This window comes from Vibrio sp. D401a, assembly GCF_030248515.1.
GTDB lineage: Bacteria > Pseudomonadota > Gammaproteobacteria > Enterobacterales > Vibrionaceae > Vibrio > Vibrio rotiferianus.
Genome location: NZ_JAHGAI010000003.1, coordinates 1 through 23,738, shown reverse-complemented (window position 1 = coordinate 23,738; position 23,738 = coordinate 1). Strand labels below are relative to the sequence as shown.

Sequence of the window (23,738 nt, the reverse complement as noted above, 5' to 3'; positions counted from 1 at the left end):
TTATCGCAGGGAGGTCATATTGGCCTCTCTAGATAAGCATGCAAATAACCCTGACAATGTCAGACTATGTCAGGGTTGCGAATTACCTGTCGATACCCTCCTTCTACCTAGAGGGAAACACGCCTATTGCCCTCGATGTGGCACGCAACTTTATCGTGGCGGCTCTCCTAGCCTTTCTGGGAATCTGGCAATTGCCGTCACTTGCTTATTACTGTTCATCCCTTCCCACTTCTTTGACTTCATCAGTATTCGTTTAGTTGGGGTCATGATCCCGGCAACCCTCCCTGCTGGAATGATTACGTTAATGGACGAAGGTTTCGTTGCACTGTCACTTTTGATTCTATTTTGTAGTTCTCTAGCTCCATTTATCGTTTGTAGCTCTGTTGTCGTCGCTCATGCATCGATGAAGATCCGCTGGTTTAACGGTATGCGTATCTCACTCTGGCTTGTTCAACACCTAAAGCATTGGGTGATGATTGACGTATTTCTTGTTAGCATCGCCATTTCATGTTTTAAGCTCCAAGATTACTCAGATATTTTCGTTGGTCCTGGGCTTATTGGCTTAGTTCTCCTTCAATTGTTTACTGTATTATTAATCACCCGTATCAGCGTTCGTCGATATTGGGAAGCCTGGCAACCAGAACGAGCTTTTCACTTCGAGCACAAAGATATTCATTGTCATGAGTGCCACCTTTCACAGCCCGAAGGTGATAAATGTCAACGATGCCATCATGTGCTATATCATCGAAAACCAAACTCCATTCAAAAAACGTGGGCGTACTTAATTGCAGCGACGATTGCAATCTTCCCCGCTAACTTAATTCCTATATCTATCTTGATCACAAATGGACGACGTTTAGAAGATACAATCTTTTCAGGTGTTGCTGGATTAGTTAAAAATGGCATGTACGGCATTGCAATAATTATATTTGTCGCCAGCATCATCGTCCCCGTCATCAAGATTTTAGGTTTGGCCTATATCCTACTTTGCATCAAGTTCAAGCGTTCTGTATTTCATAAACAGCGTATGATGGTTTACTTCGCTGTAAAATGGATTGGCAAATGGTCAGTAATGGATTTATTCGTTATTTCAATAATGATGACGCTAGTCGACCGTGGACAGATTTTAGATTTCACACCAGGTTATGGTGCAGTCGCATTTGGAATAGTAGTTGTTTTAACTATGCTCGCAGCAGATAGCATAGACCCAAGGCTTATTTGGGATAATGCTCCAGACTATAAAAAAAGAGTTCATAAATGAGTGTTCAGAATAGTTCTCAAAATTCTTACTCCCCTGACGTCAAGAAAAGTATTGGCCTGTCTCCTCTTTGGCTATTACCTATTCTTACCATGGTACTTGCCAGCTGGTTAGTGGTTAAATCCATTCACGATGCTGGTCAACGAGTACAAATTTACTTTTCTGACGCCGCGGGATTAGTAGCGGGCAGAACGACGATCCGATATCAAGGGTTAGAGGTAGGTATCGTCAGAGACATCAACTTATCTAAAGACCTCAGTAACATTTACGTTGATGCGGATATTTATCCAGAAGCGACAAAGCTATTGAATGAAAGTACACGATTTTGGCTAGTTAAACCGACGGCGAGTTTGTCTGGTGTCTCCGGCTTAGACGCCTTAGTTTCTGGTAACTATATTTCTATTCAGCCAGGCAATAGCAAAGAATATGAAACAACATTTCATGCGTTAGATTCAGCACCTACTGATCTTCGCGTCACTCAAGGTCTTAATATCATACTCAAGAGTAAGGATTTGGGAGGTGTGTCGGTTGGGTCTCAGATTGTCTATAAAAAGATCCCTATCGGCGAAGTGTACAGCTACCAGTTAAATGAAGACGCAAAATCCATTTCGATCCATGCCAACATTCAAGAGCAGTACCGACACATTATTAATAACCGAAGTCGCTTTTGGAATGTGAGTGGTATTGGTGCGAGCATCGGTTTTGATGGCGTAGATGTTCGTTTAGAGAGCATGAGCGCCCTTCTTGGTGGGGCAATAGCCGTTGATTCCCCGGATGATGGTGAACCAGTAGAAGAAAACAAGCAGTTCAGACTGTATCGCGATCTAAAAACGGCTGGTCGAGGTATTCCGATTAAGATCGCACTACCCGACGACAACAATATTAGCGGTGAAGGCGCACCAATCATGTATCGCGGCATTGAGATTGGCCAAATCACAGACTTGGGTCTATCTGAGGGTAGAGAGTTAATTCTCGCCTCTGCTGCGATTCAGCCTGCGTTTAGCGACATGTTGACAACAAATACAAAGTTCATCTTAGAAGAAGCGAAAGTGTCACTCTCTGGGGTGGAAAATATCACTAACCTAGTTCGCGGTAATTTCCTTACCATCGTCCCAGAGCAAGGCGATCGCGCTCGTCGTTTCAGTGCTATTCGTAAAACAGATTTCAATCAACAGCAAGAAAAGTCTATCGCCATTCGCTTAGTGTCAGACAACTCATTTGGCTTAGATACTGGGGCAAATGTCTTATACAAAGGAATCGTTGTAGGTTCGATTATCAACGTTGGCTTGCTGGATAAAGAGAGCGCTACACAAGTGAAACATGAAGTGTTTATGGATGTCCTCATTGACCATGAGTTCAAGCACTTAATTAAATCTAATAACCGCTTCTATGTGACCGGCAGTGCTTCTGCTGAGTTAACTGAATCAGGATTAAGCGTCACCGTGCCACCAGCAAAGCAGCTTCTAACCGGTTCAATCAGTTTCGTTAGTGAAGGAAAAGAGTCCATCACTAGTGAGTATCAATTGTTCCAAAGTGCTTCTCTTGCGGAATTAGCAAAATATAATCAAAGCGGGTCACAAACTTTGACGCTCTTCGCCAACGAGCTTCCTCCTATTTCAAAAGGCAGTCCTCTACTCTACCGCAACCTTCCTGTCGGAAGTGTCTCTGACTTCAACCTCGTTGATGGCGGTGTAATTGTAAAAGCGACAATTGAAAATCGCTATGCACACCTACTTACTAACCAAACGGTATTTTGGAACCGTTCAGGAGTAGAAGTTGAAGCGTCATTGGCTGGTATTAGCGTCAAAGCTCATCCATTAAAAACGCTGATAAAAGGCGGTATCGCCTTCGACTCTATTCCAGGGATTGAGAATAAAATTGGACAGAACTGGAAGCTTTATAGTGACCAGAACAAAGCGCGTAAGTTTGGCCGAATCATTGAACTGGTCACCGATGGGACTCAAGAAGTAACAAAAGGCATGCCGATTAATTACCAAGGAGTGAAAGTCGGTGAAGTTACCTTAGTTGTACCGAACTTTAAACAAGAGCATATCGACGTCACTGCTCGAATTCTGCCAGAGTTTGTCAGTGATGTTGCTGTTACAGGCTCACACTTCTGGCTAACTGAACCCGAGATAGGGCTAGGTGGCGTGAAAAACTTAGGTGCGTTGGTCTCGAAATCAATCAGTGTTGAACCTGGTCATGGTGCAGAAAAATTTAAATTTGATTTAGCCAAAAGTCAGCAAGCAGAAAAAGGCATCTCATTCACACTTCAAAGTGAGCAGCGAGGTTCAGTTCAGGTTGGCACCCCAATTCTATATCGTCAAATGGAGGTTGGCAGCGTGACTGATGTTCGTCTTGGCGAGTTTGCGGATCGTATTGTCACTAAGATTGAGATACAACCTGAATACGCTTACCTTGTTCGTCAAAATAGTGTGTTCTGGAATGTCTCAGGTGTAGATGTATCAATTGGCATTACTGGCGCGAACATCAAAGCAGGCACATTTGATAGCTTAGTTCGTGGCGGTATTGCTTTCTCTACCCCGGAACAATCACAAATCCCGCCTGCGGCAAAAGATGGTCAATCATTCTATCTGTACCCACAAGCAGACGAGAACTGGTCAAAATGGCGCACCGCCATTCCAAAACCGTAATCGCGAGAAGCGATAATAATCTCGATCTAAAGAGCAGCAATCACTGCTCTTTTTTATGACCATCGCCGCATAACTATTCGTTTCTGAGTCGCTTTCGTATATTATTTGCAGCAAATTCTGCAATCGAGATTTCACTTTGCATCCTAATGTTTACATCCCAGAAGCTTTTCTGGAAAAAATCCAAACTATTCTCCCTGCTCACCTTAACATGGAAGACTTTATCGCATCGTGCCAAAAGCCACTTCGCAAAAGTATTCGTGTAAACACACTGAAGATAAGTGTAGAAGCGTTTCTAGAGCGCGCAGAAGCAAAAGGCTGGACTCTTTTCCCTGTACCATGGTGTGAAACAGGTTTTTGGATCGAAGCTGATGAGTCGATTGTACCTCTTGGAAATACTGCTGAGCACATGTCTGGGCTTTTCTACATTCAAGAAGCCAGCTCTATGATGCCTGTCTCTGCCCTATTCATGAACGATGAGTCGTACGAAGCCGTTCTAGATACAGCCGCAGCGCCAGGTTCTAAAACGACTCAAATCGCCGCGTTGATGAATAACGAGGGCGTATTGGTTGCAAATGAATACGCAGCGAGTCGTGTCAAAGTGTTACACGCAAACATCGAACGTTGTGGCGTTCGTAACGCCGCGCTTAGCAACTTCGATGGTCGTGTCTTTGGTGGTTGGCTACCTGAACAGTTTGATGCCGTTTTACTCGACGCACCTTGTTCCGGTGAAGGTACGGTTCGTAAAGATGAAGATGCAATGAAAAACTGGACGCAAGCGTCAGTAGTGGAAATTGCAGATACTCAGAAAGACCTGATTGAAAGTGCTTTCCACGCTCTAAAGCCAGGCGGCGTAATGGTTTATTCAACCTGTACGCTAAGCACGGAAGAAAACCAACAAGTTTGTCATCACCTGAAAGAGACATTTGGTGATGCGGTTGAATTCGAAAGCTTAAAAGATCTGTTCGAAAATGCCGAAGCGGCGCTTACAGAAGAAGGCTTCTTACATATTTTCCCGCAAGTCTATGACTGTGAGGGCTTTTTCGTGGCACGCATTCGTAAGCTTGCTGCAGTAGAAGCACCAAAGGTGAAAAAGCGTATGGGTAAATTCCCATTTGTTAAAGCATCGAACAAAGAGTCAGCAGAGATTGCAAAGCAACTGCGAAGCACGATGGATATTGAGTTACCAGGTGACAGTTCAGTTTGGATTCGCGACAAAGACGTTTGGTTGTTCCCGAATGAGCTAGAGTCCATGATTGGCGAACTGCGTTTCTCTCGAATGGGGATAAAGATTGCCGAATCACACAAAAACGGTTATCGCTGGCAGCATCAAGTGGCGACGGCACTTGCAACGGGCTCAGAAAAGAAAGCTATTGAGCTGACTATTGAAGAGGCTCGTGAATGGTATATGGGACGAGACGTGCGCCCTCAAAACATTCCTTCCGATATGAAGACAGGGAAAGGTGAAGTTCTAGTTAAGTATGAAGGCACGATCATTGGTCTTGGGAAATGGGTCAGCAATCGAATTAAAAACGGTCTGCCACGCGAACTTGTGCGTGATAAGAACTTATTTTAGTAACAAATTGACATGCTATAAACAAATGAAAAGCCATCGTATTTACGATGGCTTTTTAGTTATAAAGCATGATTGGAGCTGAGCTTACTAGCGATTCGAGTGCCCTGTACTAAACTGAATGTATCAAAGCATCGCTTTGAAACGGCATTTCTCTCTATGTTTAACCGACAATATGTGTTGGTCAAAAAAGTTTAGCGCAGGCTCTAAAAGGAGCCGTTTCCCCTAGGCCCAAAAAAAGGACGAGTTTGGGCCATTTTTTTGGCTGCAGCATTTGTCAACGTGAGCTCAAAGCTCATCAGCTATAAGGAACTCAACCAGCAACCTTTTTGAGGGGTTAGCGAGCTTATTAAGCCAGACGGATACCGTCTTTCTCAATAACGATCTTACCATCCTTGTATAGCCCGCCAATGGTCTTTTTATAAGTACCTTTGCTAGTGCGGAACGCTTCAAAAATTGCTTCTGGAGAAGACTTATCGTTAAGAGGTAAGAATCCCCCCTTCTTCTCAAGTTGTTCCATGATCTTGCTCGATAGGTCATCCATCTTCGCAACACCAACTTTTTGAAGCGCTAAGTCAATCTTTCCGTCTTCACGAATTTGCTTAACGTAACCTTTCAGTTTCTTACCGATAAATAGCTTACCAAAGACATCTGATGGGAAGATCATACCCCAGTGCTCACCGTTAACGATCGCTTTGTAACCAAGTTGGCTGCGCTCTGCGATGATAAGATTAACTTCTTCGTTTACTTCATAGTTAGCGGGAGTTTTATCTAGCCATTTGTTGAATTTAGTCGTACCTACGATACGACCAGATGCTTTGTCTGTGTATACGTATACCAGGATATTTTGGCCAGCAGTAAAACGAGCACGTTGCTCGCTGAATGGGATAAGAAGGTCTTTCTCTTTAATACCCCAGTTAACGAATGCACCCGTTTTGTTGATGCCTTCGATTTTCATAAGTCCCCATTCGCCCACTTGAGCAATTGGCTTATCAATGGTCGCAGCTAGCTGACTTTCTGAATCAAAGTAAAGAAATACGTCTAGGTGATCACCCAGTTCTGTGCCCTCTGGTACATGCTTGTTAGGCAGCAATACAGAACCGTAATCTTCACCATCCAGAAATACGCCAAAATCAGCCGTTTTAATGACTTCTAAGCTGTTAATTTGACCAATTTTAATCATCGAATTTGTCTCTTTTTAAATTTACTGGGAATTATACCCAAACTAACAAGAAAATCAGAGAGAAAAGCAAACCTCTCTGTTATGCTGTTGCTGTTCAACCACCTCCCTAGTAATTCAACTATCGTGATATGGGTACACATTGCTTTAGCAACATCAGGAGCCTTCCTTGGTCACTGTCGATAAACAAGACTCAATAACTTTAAAAATTAGCCACGCATTGGCAAAGAGTAAAACACTTGACCTTGATATCTACTTTTTTGTCCCAGGGGAATTGGGGCTAAATTCCGACATCATCAGTGAGTCTGAGTTCTACTATACCTCGATCACCCAAAAACGTTCTTATTACAGTACTGAGGTACTTCTCCCTCTAGTGCACAGTCGTTTAGCAAAACGAGGCCGTTTATCTAACCAGCAATACCGCGTGAGTCTGAGTTTATTCGCCTATCAGTACGTCATTGCACTCGATAAAGCAGTAGCAGCGCTGAATAAACATGAGAGTGACAGCGTCACCGCTGAAGAGGTAGATGAAGTTATAGAGCTAACGCTGGATATTTTAAAACGCCTTCGTCGCTCGATTCCATATGAAGAAAGCCTCAAGCGCTACTACGTAAATATTGATAACTACCTATCTTGGTATACTGAGCAGAAGTTTTTGTCGTTAGTTGCTCATCTTCCACGAGAAGGTGATTACAGCACAATTAAAGAGCGTTTGATCACCCTGTGTGAGAAAGAGCAAGCGCACCGTAAATTGAACAATTATAACTCTGCAAGTGTGGTTGATGATGTAACGCGTCTATCGAATAAAATGCGTTTACTAAGGCGCTTGATTGAGCACCCTATCGTTTTACGCGAAAAGACAATGTCGATGGGCAATAACATCAAGCGTGCAATCAAAGGTATTGCGACAGGCTTAGTCATGGTTGTTGTCACAAGTACGGTGATTCTTGCTCGTGATTACCTTGGTGAGATTTCTGCGTCGTTTATTATCGCGATGTCTTTCATCTATGCTCTACGCGAAATCTTTAAAGATGACCTCCGCGATGCGATGTGGCGTTGGATCCGAAAAGGTAAGCCAAAGTGGCGTAAGAAGTACATGGATCCGACCACCAAGAAAGTCGTTGGCCGTAAGTTGGAATGGTTAGATTACCGCTCACTTTCGAGTTTGCCTGACCGCATTCAAAATATCCGTAAGAAGCGCGTTGTTCAGCGCGAAGAGCAAATTCTTCATTACCATGCTAAGACAGAAATGGCCACTTCTCTCTTCTTAAGTGGTTACGAACAGACTCGTGAGACTTTAAACATCAGCTTGCGTCCAATTATTCGTCTAATGGATAAAAGCTCAAACCGTGTTTACCGCTTGGCGGATGGACAAGTAAGTAAAGAGTCTGTTGAGAAAAGACACTTACTCAATGTGATTGTCAAAGAAGACAACCACACGGATGATCCGGTTTATTACCGTTGGAAAGTCGTATTAAACCGCTCCAAAATCGTCTCTATCGAAAAAATAGAACTGACCTAACCACTACTTCTACAATGAATGATGTTAAGCAGCTTGTTTTTGGGCTGCTTTTTTTATCGACAGAGTAAGAGAGAACTCTGCCATTGGCTCATCACCATGCAAACTTGGACACAAAGCCGTAATTTTCACATCTTGGTTAACTCGCTCCCCCGTTTCTAATGTTCTTCGCAACATGTCATCAATTAAGGGGCCATCATGACAAACAAAATGAACGTCACCCTCTGGACGCTTCAAAAAATCCGCTTTAACACCTTTGAATGCTAAAGAAATCCTCTCGCCTTGCTCTTCCGCTTTACTCATAGCCAGAAAGCCACCAGCTACATCTGCGCCCACAGCTAAAGCACCAAAATACATACTATTTAGGTGGTTTTTGGTTCTTCGTTTCAGAGGAATTCTTACTTCAACGTGCTTCTCGTCAATAGCTAATATCTTTGGTCTACATAGCCAAATTAGCGGCACTTTTGTAAAACCAAACATATTTAAATAGAAGTTTGCACGACGCACTGCTGACAACATTTTTTGGTCTCCCTACCAAACTAGTCTGACCAGTTAATCAGCCAACGCCTTAAATGTCAAAGAAATGTTAACAGGACAAGATTAAAACCAGACGTCAATGTCATTTCATTTTACTCACGGGTATGTCGATATATACCAAAACTCCGCTAACTTCTTTTATATAGAGCATGGTCGAGCCTAACAACCAGTTCATTATCAAACTGAATAAAGCCCCTCACAACTACTGTTGCCGCCGCTCAATTCGTTATGTTTGAAAATAGGAATATTGCTCTAAAAATCAAGTCGCTATGCATTGATAGCATTGCGTAAAACGCGCCCTCACAAATAAATGTCGTGAATAAATGAGCACTTCCACATAGGTAAAGCACTATTTACTGGGTAAGAATACCGTTAAACGGTTTATTCCTAACTATAATTCCGTTATCTTTACCGCTTCGCAATAGAGAAAAAAGCTATAACATGCCTATTAAAACAGATGAATTGAGAACCCAACCATTGGGTCCAATGCCTACACCCGCAGAGCTTGGAAGCGTGTATCCAATTACTGACGATGTCGCGGATCGTATAGCTCAATCTCGCCGTCAAATTGAAAAAATCCTAACAGGCGAAGACGATCGTATTCTTGCTATCGTTGGCCCTTGTTCAGTGCATGACACAGAAGCAGCGATCGACTACGCGACGCGCCTTGCTAACATTCAAGATAAGTACAAAGATGAACTATTTATCGTCATGCGCACTTATTTCGAGAAGCCTCGTACAGTAGTTGGTTGGAAAGGTCTTATCACTGACCCTAACCTAGATGGTTCATACGCGCTAGAAGCTGGTCTTCACAAAGCACGTAAACTGCTACTGGATATCAACAAGCTTGGTCTTGCTACTGCTACTGAGTTTCTTGATATGATCACTGGTCAATACATTGCAGATCTGATTACTTGGGGAGCGATTGGCGCTCGCACCACAGAGTCTCAGATCCACCGTGAAATGGCATCTGCTCTTTCATGTCCAGTTGGCTTTAAGAATGGTACAAACGGTAACGTAAAAATTGCCATTGATGCTATCCGTGCATCAAAAGCATCGCATTACTTCTACTCTCCAGACAAGCATGGCCGTATGACGGTTTACCGTACTAGCGGTAATCCTTATGGCCACATCATTCTTCGTGGTGGTGAAAAAGGTCCAAACTTTGATGAGACATCAGTGAAGCAAGCGTGTGATGCACTTGCCGAGTTCGACTTGCCACAACGTTTGATTGTAGACTTCAGCCATGCTAACTGCCAAAAGCAACATCGTAAACAAATAGAAGTAGCACAAGACATTTGTGACCAAATTAAGTCAGGCAGCACTCGTATTGCTGGTATCATGGCAGAGAGCTTCATTATTGAAGGCAATCAGCCAATGACTGATATTAACAACCTTACTTATGGTCAATCTATCACTGACCCATGTCTGAGTTGGGATGATACTGTGACTATGCTAGATATGCTGGCAGAAGCAGTAAAATCCAGTAAGTAATTTCCCTATAACAAGATAATCAAGGAATCTTCATGCCATCGTTTGATATTGTTTCAGAAATCGATACCGTTGAACTACGTAACGCGGTTGATAATGCTAACCGAGAACTGTCTACTCGTTTCGATTTCCGCAATGTGAATGCGAGCTTTGAGCTAGTAGAAGAAAACGTAAAAGTGTCAGCAGAAGGTGAGTTCCAGCTTAAGCAAATGCGTGACATCCTGCGTAGCCACCTGGCTAAGCGTAATATTGATGCAAATGCTATGGACGCGAAAAATCCAGAAGCAACAGGTAAAAACTGGCACCAAAATATCGCTTTCCGCCAAGGCATCGACACTCCAACCGCGAAAAAGCTAGTTAAACTGATCAAAGACGCAAAGCTTAAAGTGCAAGCTTCGATCCAAGGTGACAAAGTTCGTGTTACAGGTAAGAAGCGTGACGACTTGCAGGCGACGATTGCAGCGATCCGTGAAGCAGATATGGGTATCCCATTCCAGTACAACAACTTCCGTGATTAATTGCGCTCTCCTATTCTCCCTATAATTGGATAGGAATAGTGGAATAAAAAACGCCGACGAGAGAGAATCGTCGGCGTTTTTGTATGTATCGCTTAGAAGGAGGGAGATATCGCTTTTAGATAACTAAGTCTTGCCCTTGCAAAAGTGAAAACTCACTCGTGCCCTGCGGAACAAAGACACAGATTCGTAAATTGTCCTCTTTTGCTTTTTGCAGCATATCAGATAGCTCAGTGGCACTCGAGAATGACTCACGCTCGGCATCTCTTCTTACGAGTTCCATAACATCTGCTTCGCACTTTGTTGAATACAATGCGAGTTCAGCTTGCTGCATGTAACGCACAGCTTTAATTGGTAGCATTTCGACATCATTACCTACTTGAATCCAAGTACAGCTTCCTTGGTCATCTAGAGGCTTTGCCATTGTTTGTTGGTAAATGGTTTCAAGCTCACGGTTATCACGTGCATTCTCAACATCTGGGTGTGAGAAGTAGTTCTCCCAAAATTTACGACGTAAGTCGACACTAGGCAGTGCTTCCTTAATCGAATTGCGTTTTGAATTAGCAAACTCTGCCATCAATCCCATATTTTGTGGCAGGATCGCTTCTAGCTTTTCACGAATGTTTCGAATCAAAACAGGTGAAGCACCACCACTAGAGATAGCGATTTGAATACGACCTCGATTGATCATCGAAGGCGTAATGAAATCACAATAAGGCTTGTCGTCGACAACGTTCACTAAGATGCCCAACACCTTAGCATCTTTGTAAACTTGGTGGTTCAGTGCCGGATTATCCGTTGTCGCCCAAACTTGAACAAACGAACCAGTGACAATGTCACTAGAGTAAAAGCGCTGAACCCAACGCACTTGGTGATCGTTTGCCAACTTCGCAAGAAAATCGACCAAGCTCGGGGATACAATGGTGACGTCAGCCCCTGCTTTAAGTAAAGCTTCTACTTTACGGCTGGCGACTTCACCACCGCCAACAACCAGCACGGGTTTATCGACTAAATCTAAGAACAGAGGAAAATATCGCATTTCAATCCATGATTACTTTAAATAACTACCGAAATTCATGCTACCAAAAACAGGGCAACCTGTTCACCTTGTTTTGATGTCACAAATAATTTTTGTTCAAAATTTTCGCTATCATAGCCAACCTACACTAATGACAGTTTTAATAACAAACTTTTATCCTTCCGTTTTAAACCCTCTTTGCGTGATTGTTCTGATGCACCAATTCGACAATTAGTTGCACTATTTACAAACAATTAACATTTCGTCATTCTAAATCTCAAGGCGCTTTGTGAGTTCTCTCCAAAAACCTTTTTAAATTATATATTTGAGAATTAGCAGATCCTTTCCTACGCTTATAACGGATTGATTTTGCGATTGCCGTTTCTTCGAAAATCAATCACGTAGGACAATAACACAAACAAAACAGGACACGTTGTATCAGGTCGCTCCTGATTAAACATGGATCATACAGGAAGGATACAAATGGCAAATAAACTAACAATTCTTGCTTCCGTCGTAGCGGCTTCTACTGCAATGATGGCGACATCAGCACAAGCTGCAGACACTACTCTGGACAAAGTGACAAAACAAGGCTTTCTTACTTGTGGCGTAAGTACTGGTCTACCTGGTTTCTCTAACCCAAACTCAAAAGGTGAATGGGAAGGTATCGACGTAGAATATTGCCAAGCATTGGCTGCTGCCGTTCTTGGGGATAAAACGAAAGTTAAATATGTACCCCTAACTGCAAAAGAACGTTTTACTGCACTTCAGTCGGGTGAGATTGATGTACTTTCACGAAACACTACCTGGACACTGCACCGTGACACCGCTCTTGGTCTAAATTTTGTTGGTGTAAACTACTATGACGGTCAGGGTTTCATGGTAATGAAAGACCTTGGCGTTTCTAGCGCTAAAGATCTTGATGGCGCGTCTGTATGTGTGCAATCGGGTACCACTACTGAGCTAAACCTCGCCGACTACTTCCGCAACCAAGGAATGGCCTACAAGCCTGTAGTCTTTGATACTGCTGCTCAAACTTCTAAAGGCTTCGATGCTGGCCGCTGTGACGTATTAACGACTGACCAATCCGGCCTTTATGCTCTTCGCTTAAATCTAAAAGATCCCGCTGCTGCAACGGTTCTACCAGAAATCATTTCGAAGGAGCCGCTGGGCCCAGTAGTTCGTCAAGGCGATGATCAGTGGTTCAATATCGCTAAATGGACTCTATCTGCAATGGTGAACGCGGAAGAATATGGCATTACCTCGAAAAATGCTGATGAGATGTTGAAATCAAAAGATCCAAACATCAAGCGTATTCTTGGCGTGGATGGTCCAAAGGGTAAAGGACTGGGTATTCGCGACGATTGGGGCTACCAAGTTATCAAACAAGTTGGTAACTACGGTGAAAGCTTTGAGCGCACAGTTGGTACTGGTTCACCTCTGAAAATTTCTCGTGGTGTCAATGCACTATGGAATGCAGGCGGCTTCATGTACGCGCCACCAATCCGCTAATACAACGATTATCACAGGGCGGTTTATGCCGCCCTTTTTCGTGAGTGAATCTATAAATAAGGGTTTGAGGTTATCGCTGTATGAAACCGACGAATGATGCATCGCCAAGTACGATGTCCAAACCAAGCGGAAGTAAGAGCCTGATATACAATCCAGCCTTTCGTTCTGCTCTTTTTCAGATCATTGCCATTGCTGCACTGGTATTTTTTTTCTATACAATCATCAACAATGCACTCAACAACCTTGATGCACGAGGTATCGCTACAGGGTTTGGGTTCCTTAACCAAGAAGCAGGCTTTGGGATAGGTCTGACTCTTGTTGAATACGACGAAACGTTTTCTTATGGGCGTACGTTTGTCGTTGGCCTCCTTAATACCGCATTGGTTTCTGTGCTGGGTATTATTCTCGCCACCATAATTGGTTTTGTCATGGGTGTCGCGCGTCTCTCTTCCAACTGGTTGGTAAGTCGATTAGCCGCGGTATACATTGAAACGTTCCGAAATATCCCTCTACTTCTACAAATTTTCTTTTGGTATTTCGCCGTTCTTCAAGCCCTCCCGTCACCAAGGCAAAGTATGAGTCTTGGCGAAGCAATTTTTCTGAACGTACGCGGTTTATACTTCCCTGCCCCTGTTATGGAAGCTGGAAGCAGTTTTGTTATCGCAGCGGTTGTCTTTGGTGTCATCGCGAGTATTTTGATCAATGTATGGGCAAACAATAAACAACGCTTAACAGGTCAGCAAACACCGATGGGCAGAATTGTGCTGGGTTTGGTAGTTGTACTGCCTTTAGTCGTGTACTTCTTAGCGGGCATGCCTATTTCACTGCAATACCCAGAATTAAAAGGCTTTAACTTCCGCGGTGGTATCAGCATCATTCCGGAACTTGCCGCACTGCTTCTTGCACTAAGTGTCTATACTGCGTCATTTATCGCCGAGATCGTACGTTCTGGTATTAATGCGGTGAGTCATGGTCAAACAGAAGCAGCGATGTCGCTCGGCTTGCCTCGCACTAAGACGCTAAAGTTAGTCGTCATTCCGCAAGCTCTGCGTATTATCATCCCTCCTCTCACTAGCCAATATTTAAACCTTACCAAGAACTCTTCTTTGGCGATGGCAATTGGTTACCCTGACTTGGTTTCAGTATTTGCAGGCACCACACTGAACCAAACAGGACAAGCGATAGAGATTATCGCGATGACCATGGGCGTTTACTTGACGTTGAGTTTGGTGACTTCTGCGTTGATGAACTTATATAACCGCAAAGTTGCGCTGGTGGAGAGATAATATGAGCACACATCAATTTCAGCCTGATCTCCCGCCGCCAGCAAATACTGTTGGTGTAGTAGGTTGGCTGCGCAAAAACCTATTCAATGGCCCTGTCAACTCAATAGTAACGCTGATTCTAGCTTACATTGTGTTTTCTGCTCTTTGGAACATCCTTGATTGGGCGTTTATTAATGCGGATTGGATTGGCACAACAAGAGATGACTGTACTCGCGAAGGGGCGTGCTGGGTATTTATCAGCGTCCGTTGGGAGCAGTTCATGTATGGGTTCTACCCTGAAGCTGAGCTATGGCGCCCTCGCCTGTTCTACATCACGTTAGCGATCTTTACTGTGTTGCTAGCGTACGAGAAAACACCAAAACGTATTTGGATATGGCTGTTCTTTGTTAACATCTATCCGTTCATCATCGCTGCTCTACTATACGGTGGTGTGTTTGGTCTTGAAGTAGTTGAGACACACAAATGGGGCGGTCTATTAGTTACCTTAATCATCGCACTCGTTGGTATCGTAGTATCGCTACCTATTGGTGTTGCTTTGGCACTAGGTCGACGTTCTGACATGCCGATCATTCGCAGTATTTGTACTGTTTACATCGAAGTATGGCGTGGAGTTCCATTGATCACCGTGCTGTTCATGGCATCAGTAATGCTGCCCCTGTTTTTGGCAGAAGGCTCTGAAACAGACAAGCTAATTCGTGCGCTTATCGGTGTGGTCATGTTCAGTGCCGCCTACATGGCGGAGGTAGTACGTGGTGGTTTGCAAGCGATTCCGAAAGGACAATATGAAGCGGCAGATGCACTCGGATTAAGCTATTGGAAGAAAATGGGGCTCATCATTTTGCCTCAGGCACTGAAGATCACTATCCCTTCTATTGTGAATACCTTCATCGGCCTGTTCAAAGATACCAGTCTGGTGCTTATTATCGGTATGTTTGATGTGCTGGGTATTGGGCAAGCCGCGAATACCGACCCTGAGTGGTTAGGCTTCGCAACAGAAAGTTATGTATTTGTCGCGTTAGTGTTTTGGGTATTTTGTTTTGGCATGTCGCGTTACTCGATATGGCTTGAAAACAAACTGCATACCGGTCACAAACGATAACTCATCAAGATCAAGGACGTATTATGACGCAACAACAAGATTATATGATCCAGTTGAAGGACATGAATAAGTGGTATGGTGAGTTTCACGTACTAAAGAACATCAACCTAGACGTAAAGAAAGGCGAGAAAATCGTTATCTGTGGCCCTTCTGGCTCAGGTAAGTCGACCATGATTCGCTGCATAAACCGTTTGGAAGAACATCAAGCTGGCAGCATCTATGTCTCAGGCACTGAACTCACAGAAGATCTGAAGAACATCGAAGCGGTTCGCCGTGAAGTGGGTATGTGTTTTCAGCACTTCAACCTATTCCCTCACCTTACAGTATTAGAGAACTGCACTCTCGCACCAATCTGGGTGAAGAAGATGCCCAAAGAAGAGGCTGAGTCAATCGCAATGCAGTACCTAGAGCGCGTTAAGATCCCAGATCAAGCCGACAAGTATCCTGGTCAGCTTTCTGGTGGTCAGCAGCAACGTGTAGCTATCGCACGCTCTCTGTGCATGAACCCTAAAGTAATGCTGTTTGACGAGCCGACTTCTGCACTCGACCCAGAAATGGTTCGTGAAGTTCTAGATGTAATGGTTGAGTTAGCGGAAGAAGGCATGACGATGCTGTGTGTAACGCACGAGATGGGCTTTGCGAAGGAAGTTGCCGACCGAGTCATCTTTATGGACGCTGGTGAAATCATTGAAGAAAACAACCCTGTCGACTTCTTTGAAAATCCTCAATCGGATAGAACCCAGAATTTCTTAGCTCAAATTCTGCATCATTAATCATGGGTTTGCATCGCCCCTCGAACCAAGTGGGGTGAAAGACGCTGAAAAATCTAAGCGCTGGAGTAAAAATCAGCGCTTTTCTTTATTCAACAACGAGCTTAAAACCAAAGTTACGAAAATCCAGTTGATTCAATACGTTGTAAATTTGCACAATCTTACAAGCACTTCGTGAGCTGGTCTTCAGAGCTTTGAGTATTAAACCGTTGTTTGCTATGCAAGGTGGTAATATTGTGTTACAAGTTGCCACATACATAACACACTATTTCTATTATTATTTTGTTCTAGAGATAGACGTGTCGGGCTTGATTTATTGAACTTTCGGGCCCATATATGTCTATATATCAAAGATAAGACGGTCCCTTATAGAGGAAGATTATGAACAGTCCTATGTTTTCACGCACTACTACTCAAGAGAGTGCTCTACAAACCAACAAAGTATTGCGTAACACATATGCACTACTTTCAATGACTTTACTATGGTCAGCACTGGTTGCTGGCGTTTCTATGGCGTTTAACTTGCCGCGTCCAGGTATTATCCTGATGCTGGTTGGTTTCTACGGTTTGCTATTCTTGACTGAGAAAAACCGCAACAACAGCCTTGGCCTTGTATTTACGTTCCTATTCACGGGCTTCTTGGGTTACACCATTGGTCCAATTCTGAATATGTACATCGGCGCTGGTATGGGCGATGTTGTTCTTACTGCTCTTGGTGGTACAGCCCTGTCATTTATGGCAGCTTCAGCTTACGCACTAACAACTAAGCGCGACCTATCAATGATGGGCGGTCTAATGCTGTCACTGTTCGTTGTTCTAGTAGTAGGTATGATTGCAAGTATCTTCATCCAATCAACTATCCTTCACTTGGCAATGAGCAGCTTGTTCATCGTATTCTCAACGATGGCGATTTTGATGACCACTCAAGGCATCATTCGTGGCGGTGAAACAAACTACATCTCAGCAACGATTACGCTGTATGTTTCAATCTACAACATCTTCATCAGCCTACTTAGCATCCTAGGCATCATGAACGACGATTAATCTGTTAGGTTGAGTTCAAAACTTAAAAGCCCGAGGTTCTACTTCGGGCTTTTTCTTTGTCTGCGCTTTATAAAGACGCCCTATTTTTGATTTATGTATCGCTAGCTTTTATCTCTCAAATACTCATCGAACGATGAACATAACCACAGCACTCCTAGCGCTACCCACCAATGACCAAAAAACTGTGTTGCTGGCTCAAAATCATTCCATTCAGAAGCTTCAAATACAAGATCAAAAAACTGGTAAACAGAAATGAACGGAATTACTAACATAACCAGCCAACTAATAAAAAACACAACGCCTATCAGACTACCTATCCCTTGATACTTTGGTTTTAGCGGTTTATGACGAATAAAAACCATTAAACAGAAAAAAGATAAAAAGACAAATACCAACTGCAGTAACACCCAACCAATTAAAGCTAACGCATTCCACCATTGAATTTCCATCTAAGCCTACCTCTATGTCTTATGAACTTGCTAAATGCTGAGATTGTAATCTTGCAACTTCAATACAATATATGAGTTTTTACCTATCTCATTGTAACTGCGACTGAGCTTTCAAAAGCGTACTCTTGGAGTGTGGATGTTATTATCAGCAACATTCTGCATAATGATGCAAAAATCAAAATACTTACCCCGAGAATTTTCTAACTAAACGCATAAAAAGACAAATTAGTGAATAGATGTTGATTTATCCAAACCGTTTGCCCCTTTCCAAGCTCTACTCTTGGCTGCACATATTTACATCGCTCAAAAAGCTTAGAAGATTCTTTTGTTGAGAATACGTTAGTCTCTACGCTACCCTATACGTATCAATGGTTACTTAGCGGAAACAAAGCTATGTTCGTTTACAACGGCAAAGAAATTGAAACCGACGCTCAAGGCTACCTACTTGACCACACTCAGTGGGAAGAAGGCATGATTGAGCTTCTAGCAAAAGATGAAGAGATCGAGCTTACCGATGCACACTTAGAAGTGGTTCACTTCGTACGTGACTTTTATGAGGAGTTCAACACCTCACCTGCGGTAAGAATGCTTGTTAAAGCGATGGAAAAAGCGCACGGGCCTGAGAAAGGTAACAGCAAGTACCTGTTCAAACTGTTTAAGAAAGGCCCAGCGAAACAGGCAACCAAATTGGCTGGCCTTCCTAAACCAGCGAAATGTCTGTAAGGCTCTGGTTTAAAATACCACTTACAAAATGAAAGCTTATAAAGCTATAAGATCTTAAATCCGCGGAAAGGTTTGTAAGACACACTTTCCTGAGTGACACTGTCCACACTCGCTGTCCGCGGACCTTCCTCCAACCACTTCGAAAACGCGGCAATTTGCTCTTCTGTGCCACAGGCAATCACTTCAACATCTCCGTTGTTTAAGTTCTTCGCATACCCCGTTAGACCGAGCTTCAATCCTTGATGCGATGTGTGGTATCGAAATCCTACCCCTTGTACATGACCTACTATCAGAAACTTCTCACACTTTAGTACCATCCGTATACCGCTCCCTATATTTGAGTGATATATTAATTGCGTCTATTTACCCCACTAAGGATAGTGGGTTTTTATTTGGTTTTTATTATTATGAAAGAAATTCCATTCCGTTGGATTGATAAATATCTCATCCATTTAAAAATTCAAGAGAAGTTCTATCTACTCTTCTTGCTCCCCGTCATTGCCTTAATTGTTCTTACGCTTGTTCTTAATAGTGCTGCAAACACTATGCTGGGACATTTGTATCAAGAAGAATTGATACTAATGAAAAACCTTATTGAGGCTGGAAATCTCAACCAATCACAAGTCTCTGCGTTACTTGCAACTTCGGAGACGATCAGCTTCGGCACTGGCCCAGGTGCCATTTCTGTTCTAAATGGGTCATTCAGCCTTGTTGCGAACCACGATCAATCACTATGGACTGCACTTTCCACTACTCAAGTCAGTATCATTCTTGTCACTTTGTTCATTATCGCGCTTGGTGTTTACTACATCATGACGTTCATCGGCGGTGCAATGTTCACAATGAATAAAGCACTAAACACGCTAGCGGATGGTGATCTAACCGCACGTATGAACTTCTTCCGTGTTCGTGATGAGTTCAGTGAAATTGCAATCACTATCGATAAAGTGGCAGATCGTGAACAAAAGATGGTTCAGTCGATTCAAGAATCTGTCGCGCTGATGCAGCAAATCAGTTCTGATCTTAACCTATCGATTCAAAACAGCTCTGAAATCTCGAATACGCAGCAAGAGCACCTCAACTCTCTAGCTAGTGCAACAGAACAGATGGCATCGACTATTCGTGAAGTGGCAACACTGGCACACAGTTCAAGCACACAGACTGAAGATGCTCGCAGCGTTGCGCAGTCTGGTCAGGTGAAAGTAGAAAATACCCTTCACTCTATCTCAAATCTATCGACTGAGATCCAATCTGCGTCTCAAGCGGTTGAAGAATTAGATGCGAACGCAGCACAAATCGATGAAGTGGTTACAACCATTAATGGTATTTCTGAGCAAACTAACCTACTTGCACTGAATGCGGCTATCGAAGCGGCACGTGCAGGCGAACAAGGTCGTGGCTTTGCCGTCGTTGCTGATGAAGTTCGTGCTCTTGCGGGACGTACTCAGCAAGCAACGGTTGAAATTCAAGCGATGATTGAGGCGCTACAACGTAACAGCCAATCGCTCACTAAGCTGATGGAAGTAACGGTGCATAACGCCAACGAAGGCCAAACTCTGATGGCAGAAGTAAATCACGAGATCGGCTCACTAGCAGATAAGAACCAAACTATCTCTGACAGCAGCATTCAGATTGCAACTGCTGCGGAAGAGCAAGGCGTGGTTGCAGATAACATTGCCTCAAGCGTAGAAGAAGTTCGTGTTCAAGCAAATAACGTGTGTAATATGATCAGCACAACGTCTCAAAATGTTGAACAACTCCGTGCTCAGAGTGACACAATGGAGTCTCTACTGACAGGACTTAAAGCTTAGTTATAAGTTGAAAAATATAGGGTCACTTCGGTGGCCCTTTTTTGTTTCCATTGCACAGGAGTAATCCCCGTCAGCTTTGCGCATCGAGCTGAAAATGAAACCTCAGCAAATGACTGGATTATCGATGGATATTGCTTTTGCGGGCAACATCCCGGACAATACGCCCCTTTCAAAATTCAACAAGAGCTAAAGAAATGACAGCTGCTATCTATTTGGTTAAAGGTCGTGAGAAATCGGTAAAGCGTAAGCACCCTTGGATCTTCTCTCGAGGCATCAGTAAAGTTGAGGGCGAACCAGCTCTTGGCGAAACCGTTGATGTATTCACTCACGACGGAAAATGGCTAGCTAAAGCTGCATACTCGCCTGCTTCTCAAATTCGAGCGCGTATCTGGAGTTTTGAAAAAGAAGAGATCAACAAAACGTTCTTCGTTAAGCGTTTCAACAACGCTCAACTTCTTCGTGAAGACGTTATCGAGCGCGATGGTCTGACTGGTTATCGTCTGATCGCAGCGGAATCTGACGGCCTACCTGGCGTTACAATCGACCGCTATCAAAACTTCTTCGTGTGTCAGCTGTTAAGTGCAGGTGCAGAATACAACAAGCAAGCGATCGTTGATGCGCTAGTGGAATGTTTCCCTGATTGCAACGTTTACGAGCGTTCAGATGTAGCAGTGCGTAAGAAAGAAGGCCTGAAAGAAACGACTGGTGTGTTACACGGTGAAGAGCCACCAAAATCAGTGGTTATTGAAGAAAACGGCGTGAAGATCAGCGTAGATATCGTTGGCGGCCATAAAACAGGTTTCTACCTAGACCAACGCGATAGCCGCCAGCAAGCTGTGAAATACATGAAGAACAAAGAAGTTCTCAACTGTTTCTCTTACACCGGCGGTTTTGGTTTATACGCACTAAAAGGCGGCGCAAAGCGTGTTATCAACGCAGACGTGTCGCAACCTGCACTGGACACCGCGAAATTTAACGCCGAGCTTAATGAATTTGATATCTCGAAAAAGCGGGCGGTGTTCCTAAACGCAGACGTATTCAAACTACTGCGCGAGTACCGCGATCAAGGCACAAAGTTCGATGTAGTTATCATGGACCCACCAAAATTCGCTGAAAGTAAAGCGCAATTGAATGGTGCATGTCGTGGCTATAAAGACATCAATATGCTAGCAATGCAAATCCTTAAGCCTGGTGGCACGCTGCTGACCTATTCTTGCTCAGGCTTAATGGACCAAGTTCTGTTCCAAAAAATCATTGCCGATGCAGCAGTAGATGCGAATCGCCAAGTAAAATTCGTAGAACGTTTCGAGCAAGCCGCTGATCACCCAACAGATACAGCATACCCAGAAGGCTTCTACCTGAAAGGTTTTGCATGTAAGGTGCTTTAATCGCTGATTAAAATCGATTCAAAAGAAAACGGAGCTGCGCTCCGTTTTTTTATTCTCTTAGTTGTTCAAGGTTGCTAATGAGACTGTTCGCAATATCAGCGGCAGATGCTCCATCAAAGTTAACTTCGAGTTGTTGGCCATCTTTGTTGATGGTCAAGGTCGAGTTAATCCCACTTTCGGTTACTGATACCGAAATATCATCAACTTGCCCAGCATAATCACCAGAGCTCAGATCATCTAACAAGATAGATAGATCGTCTTCTGTGACGCCATCAAACAAGTCCACAAAGTCTAAAGAATCTCCGTCACCAAAATCAGTCACTGTATCTGTGGCATCATCCATTTCTGTCCATTTAAAGACATCGTTACCACCTCCACCGGTAAGCAGATCGTCGCCAAGTCCACCAATCAAGATATCATTACCATCCGTACCAACCAACGTATCATCTTGGTCAGTACCTTGAACTATGTTGTTAGCTTGCATTGACGCTACTTGGACAGCAGAAGCTTCTACTGCATCTACAGAGACATTAGAGAACTCGATATCAACTGTTGCAGTATCAGTGCTTGTGAGCCCTCCAGAATCGACTGCTTGATAGTCAAATGAATCATTTACATTGTTGAAGCTGGTAATCTGTGTACCTACTAATGTAAAACTCGCTTTATCACTCGCGCTATCGGTCTCTGGGAATAAACGAATTTCGTCAAAGCTACCGCTACTAATGGCGACAGTAGCAAAGCCTTCTTGGTTTCCGGTAAATACAATGTCATCAGTTTGGATAACCTGGGTTTCAGCGAGAACTCCGTCCATGTAAAAATAAACGTTTATCCATGCAGCACCACTATTGAAGCGGTCATTCAAGCTTGCCAAATTTAACCTTGCTTCTTTCGCTTCAAGACCGTCATCGAGATCAATGGCAATGAATTCACTGGTACTGATTTCATCACCCTGTCCAGTCTCTCCAGGTGACACGACAACTAAGCCTACTTGTTGAGCAGCAAAATCAACTTTGATCTGAGCATTATTTACAAAATCACCATTGCTATCGATTGTCCCTCCGTAAAAGCTCAATCCATTCACATCAACTGAATCAGCTAGGAAGTCTTTGTCAAACTCATCCAATAGATCTTGGGAGTCAAAACTCTGCTCATCAAAAAAGTCTTCCGTAAGTCGATACTTAACCTCTGTATCTTCGTATAATTTGTTAGAGGGATTATTTATAAAATCTTGATCTATAATGACTTCTTGGTTGTTTTCATCTACAAAGAAAAGCTCACCAAATGAAGGAAGTTCAACGATTTCGATTTCTATATCACCATCGTTCGGAGTTACAGCATCATCCTCCAAATCTTCTACTCTTTGCAGTCCAGCGCCAGTTACGCTGTCAAAATCAACATCTTGAACGGGAAAGATTCCGTCTTCGATATCCAACAAAATACCAAAATCACGTACCGTTGGCGGTGTGTTGGGAAGATCATCATCAACAATAGTTGCCGTGCCTTGGACTCCTCCCACGTTTAAGAAGAAGGTCTCGTCCGGCTCGTCGAGGGTATCTTGCGTGGTATCCACTGTTGCAGTGAACATGGTAACGCCCGCTGGGACGGTGATTTGTCCCGTATTAGCGTCGTAGGTCACGCCATCACTGAACACGATGTTGGACAAATTGGTGTCGTAATCATCATCACCTGCCGTACCGTTGACTAAGCCAATCGTGTAGGTTTGGTCGCTGCTGCTGGCATTACTCAGCGTCACTTTAAACTCAGCGGGTTGGCCTTCTGGTACGGTCTCGCCAACCAAAGCGACCTCCGTGATCACGGGTGCATCGTCATCATCTTGGATGGTTGCAGTGCCTGTCACCCCACCCACTTGCAGGTCGAAGGTTTCATCTGGCTCATCGATGGTGTCTTGCGTGG

The 23,738-nt window shown here is 43.6% G+C and carries 19 protein-coding genes and 1 pseudogene; 14 read left to right on the top strand and 6 right to left on the bottom strand.

What is annotated here, in order from left to right; translation table 11 throughout:
• Positions 1-19: 19 nt before the first annotated feature.
• The 3 genes from KIV41_RS02890 to rsmF all read left to right on the top strand — a co-directional run bounded on the left by KIV41_RS02890 (position 20) and on the right by rsmF (position 5,485).
• Positions 20-1,261, top strand: a complete 1,242-nt coding sequence (locus KIV41_RS02890; protein ID WP_029560977.1) for a paraquat-inducible protein A — start codon at positions 20-22, stop codon at positions 1,259-1,261.
• Positions 1,258-3,912, top strand: coding sequence for an MlaD family protein (locus KIV41_RS02885; RefSeq protein ID WP_285335627.1), 2,655 nt, complete (start codon positions 1,258-1,260; stop codon positions 3,910-3,912). The genes KIV41_RS02890 and KIV41_RS02885 overlap by 4 nt, the downstream gene beginning before the upstream one ends.
• A gap of 136 nt (positions 3,913-4,048) precedes the next feature.
• Positions 4,049-5,485: a 16S rRNA (cytosine(1407)-C(5))-methyltransferase RsmF gene (gene rsmF, locus KIV41_RS02880; RefSeq protein ID WP_252042065.1), complete on the top strand. Its 1,437-nt coding sequence runs from the start codon at positions 4,049-4,051 to the stop codon at positions 5,483-5,485.
• Positions 5,486-5,831: 346 nt separating this feature from the next.
• Here the strand turns inward: rsmF and KIV41_RS02875 are convergent, their stop codons facing one another.
• Complete coding sequence (locus tag KIV41_RS02875) at positions 5,832-6,665, bottom strand: S1 RNA-binding domain-containing protein (RefSeq protein WP_010448047.1); 834 nt, start codon at positions 6,663-6,665, stop codon at positions 5,832-5,834.
• Between the two features lie 166 nt (positions 6,666-6,831).
• Between KIV41_RS02875 and KIV41_RS02870 the strand changes: the two genes are divergently transcribed.
• The gene (locus KIV41_RS02870; protein WP_010448049.1) at positions 6,832-8,184 is read left to right on the top strand and encodes a hypothetical protein; all 1,353 of its coding nucleotides are present in this window, start codon (positions 6,832-6,834) and stop codon (positions 8,182-8,184) included.
• Positions 8,185-8,208: 24 nt separating this feature from the next.
• Here the strand turns inward: KIV41_RS02870 and KIV41_RS02865 are convergent, their stop codons facing one another.
• On the bottom strand, positions 8,209-8,700 hold the full coding sequence (locus KIV41_RS02865; RefSeq protein ID WP_010448051.1) for a PaaI family thioesterase: 492 nt from the start codon (positions 8,698-8,700) through the stop codon (positions 8,209-8,211).
• A 459-nt stretch (positions 8,701-9,159) separates the two neighbouring features.
• Between KIV41_RS02865 and KIV41_RS02860 the strand changes: the two genes are divergently transcribed.
• Both KIV41_RS02860 and KIV41_RS02855 read left to right on the top strand, forming a co-directional pair.
• Complete coding sequence (locus KIV41_RS02860; protein ID WP_045394779.1) at positions 9,160-10,212, top strand: 3-deoxy-7-phosphoheptulonate synthase; 1,053 nt, start codon at positions 9,160-9,162, stop codon at positions 10,210-10,212.
• A 32-nt stretch (positions 10,213-10,244) separates the two neighbouring features.
• A complete protein-coding gene (locus KIV41_RS02855; protein ID WP_010448055.1) occupies positions 10,245-10,727 on the top strand; it encodes a YajQ family cyclic di-GMP-binding protein in 483 nt (160 codons plus the stop codon).
• A gap of 115 nt (positions 10,728-10,842) precedes the next feature.
• On the opposite strand, the gene KIV41_RS02850 is transcribed toward KIV41_RS02855, so the two are convergent.
• Positions 10,843-11,763, bottom strand: coding sequence for a bifunctional precorrin-2 dehydrogenase/sirohydrochlorin ferrochelatase (locus KIV41_RS02850; protein ID WP_010448057.1), 921 nt, complete (start codon positions 11,761-11,763; stop codon positions 10,843-10,845).
• 462 nt (positions 11,764-12,225) lie between these two features.
• On the opposite strand from KIV41_RS02850, the gene KIV41_RS02845 reads away from it, so the two are divergent.
• The 5 genes from KIV41_RS02845 to KIV41_RS02825 all read left to right on the top strand — a co-directional run bounded on the left by KIV41_RS02845 (position 12,226) and on the right by KIV41_RS02825 (position 17,453).
• Positions 12,226-13,254, top strand: a complete 1,029-nt coding sequence (locus KIV41_RS02845; protein WP_010448059.1) for an amino acid ABC transporter substrate-binding protein — start codon at positions 12,226-12,228, stop codon at positions 13,252-13,254.
• Between the two features lie 80 nt (positions 13,255-13,334).
• Positions 13,335-14,540, top strand: coding sequence for an amino acid ABC transporter permease (locus tag KIV41_RS02840; RefSeq protein WP_285335626.1), 1,206 nt, complete (start codon positions 13,335-13,337; stop codon positions 14,538-14,540).
• Position 14,541: 1 nt separating this feature from the next.
• Entirely contained in the window at positions 14,542-15,639 is a 1,098-nt protein-coding gene (locus KIV41_RS02835) for an amino acid ABC transporter permease (RefSeq protein WP_138955961.1), read from the top strand.
• Between the two features lie 23 nt (positions 15,640-15,662).
• Entirely contained in the window at positions 15,663-16,412 is a 750-nt protein-coding gene (locus tag KIV41_RS02830; RefSeq protein WP_029560978.1) for an amino acid ABC transporter ATP-binding protein, read from the top strand.
• A 378-nt stretch (positions 16,413-16,790) separates the two neighbouring features.
• The gene (locus KIV41_RS02825; RefSeq protein ID WP_071236421.1) at positions 16,791-17,453 is read left to right on the top strand and encodes a Bax inhibitor-1/YccA family protein; all 663 of its coding nucleotides are present in this window, start codon (positions 16,791-16,793) and stop codon (positions 17,451-17,453) included.
• A gap of 101 nt (positions 17,454-17,554) precedes the next feature.
• Here KIV41_RS02825 and KIV41_RS02820 read toward each other — a convergent pair whose 3' ends face one another.
• On the bottom strand, positions 17,555-17,902 hold the full coding sequence (locus KIV41_RS02820) for a hypothetical protein (RefSeq protein WP_285335624.1): 348 nt from the start codon (positions 17,900-17,902) through the stop codon (positions 17,555-17,557).
• Between the two features lie 393 nt (positions 17,903-18,295).
• On the opposite strand from KIV41_RS02820, the gene KIV41_RS02815 reads away from it, so the two are divergent.
• Positions 18,296-18,625: a TusE/DsrC/DsvC family sulfur relay protein gene (locus KIV41_RS02815; protein ID WP_005443942.1), complete on the top strand. Its 330-nt coding sequence runs from the start codon at positions 18,296-18,298 to the stop codon at positions 18,623-18,625.
• A 44-nt stretch (positions 18,626-18,669) separates the two neighbouring features.
• Here KIV41_RS02815 and yccX read toward each other — a convergent pair whose 3' ends face one another.
• Positions 18,670-18,942, bottom strand: a complete 273-nt coding sequence (yccX, locus tag KIV41_RS02810; RefSeq protein ID WP_033007078.1) for an acylphosphatase — start codon at positions 18,940-18,942, stop codon at positions 18,670-18,672.
• A gap of 90 nt (positions 18,943-19,032) precedes the next feature.
• Here yccX and KIV41_RS02805 point away from each other — a divergent pair, with 90 nt between their 5' ends.
• Together KIV41_RS02805 and KIV41_RS02800 are read left to right on the top strand one after the other, a co-directional pair.
• A complete protein-coding gene (locus tag KIV41_RS02805; RefSeq protein WP_038887225.1) occupies positions 19,033-20,436 on the top strand; it encodes a methyl-accepting chemotaxis protein in 1,404 nt (467 codons plus the stop codon).
• A 194-nt stretch (positions 20,437-20,630) separates the two neighbouring features.
• Positions 20,631-21,824: a class I SAM-dependent methyltransferase gene (locus KIV41_RS02800; RefSeq protein ID WP_010448074.1), complete on the top strand. Its 1,194-nt coding sequence runs from the start codon at positions 20,631-20,633 to the stop codon at positions 21,822-21,824.
• 49 nt (positions 21,825-21,873) lie between these two features.
• On the opposite strand, the pseudogene KIV41_RS02795 reads toward KIV41_RS02800, so the two are convergent.
• Positions 21,874-23,738, bottom strand: a pseudogene (locus KIV41_RS02795) (calcium-binding protein); the annotation flags it as partial.

Coding starts and splice junctions, on each gene's coding strand:
- KIV41_RS02885 (WP_285335627.1), top strand. CDS start 1,258: ATGAGTGTTCAGAATAGTTCTCAAAATTCTTACTCCCCTGACGTCAAG.
- KIV41_RS02875 (WP_010448047.1), bottom strand. CDS start 6,665: ATGATTAAAATTGGTCAAATTAACAGCTTAGAAGTCATTAAAACGGCT.
- KIV41_RS02865 (WP_010448051.1), bottom strand. CDS start 8,700: ATGTTGTCAGCAGTGCGTCGTGCAAACTTCTATTTAAATATGTTTGGT.
- KIV41_RS02860 (WP_045394779.1), top strand. CDS start 9,160: ATGCCTATTAAAACAGATGAATTGAGAACCCAACCATTGGGTCCAATG.
- KIV41_RS02855 (WP_010448055.1), top strand. CDS start 10,245: ATGCCATCGTTTGATATTGTTTCAGAAATCGATACCGTTGAACTACGT.
- KIV41_RS02850 (WP_010448057.1), bottom strand. CDS start 11,763: ATGCGATATTTTCCTCTGTTCTTAGATTTAGTCGATAAACCCGTGCTG.
- KIV41_RS02845 (WP_010448059.1), top strand. CDS start 12,226: ATGGCAAATAAACTAACAATTCTTGCTTCCGTCGTAGCGGCTTCTACT.
- KIV41_RS02840 (WP_285335626.1), top strand. CDS start 13,335: ATGAAACCGACGAATGATGCATCGCCAAGTACGATGTCCAAACCAAGC.
- KIV41_RS02835 (WP_138955961.1), top strand. CDS start 14,542: ATGAGCACACATCAATTTCAGCCTGATCTCCCGCCGCCAGCAAATACT.
- KIV41_RS02830 (WP_029560978.1), top strand. CDS start 15,663: ATGACGCAACAACAAGATTATATGATCCAGTTGAAGGACATGAATAAG.
- KIV41_RS02825 (WP_071236421.1), top strand. CDS start 16,791: ATGAACAGTCCTATGTTTTCACGCACTACTACTCAAGAGAGTGCTCTA.
- KIV41_RS02820 (WP_285335624.1), bottom strand. CDS start 17,902: ATGGAAATTCAATGGTGGAATGCGTTAGCTTTAATTGGTTGGGTGTTA.
- KIV41_RS02815 (WP_005443942.1), top strand. CDS start 18,296: ATGTTCGTTTACAACGGCAAAGAAATTGAAACCGACGCTCAAGGCTAC.
- yccX (WP_033007078.1), bottom strand. CDS start 18,942: ATGGTACTAAAGTGTGAGAAGTTTCTGATAGTAGGTCATGTACAAGGG.
- KIV41_RS02805 (WP_038887225.1), top strand. CDS start 19,033: ATGAAAGAAATTCCATTCCGTTGGATTGATAAATATCTCATCCATTTA.
- KIV41_RS02800 (WP_010448074.1), top strand. CDS start 20,631: ATGACAGCTGCTATCTATTTGGTTAAAGGTCGTGAGAAATCGGTAAAG.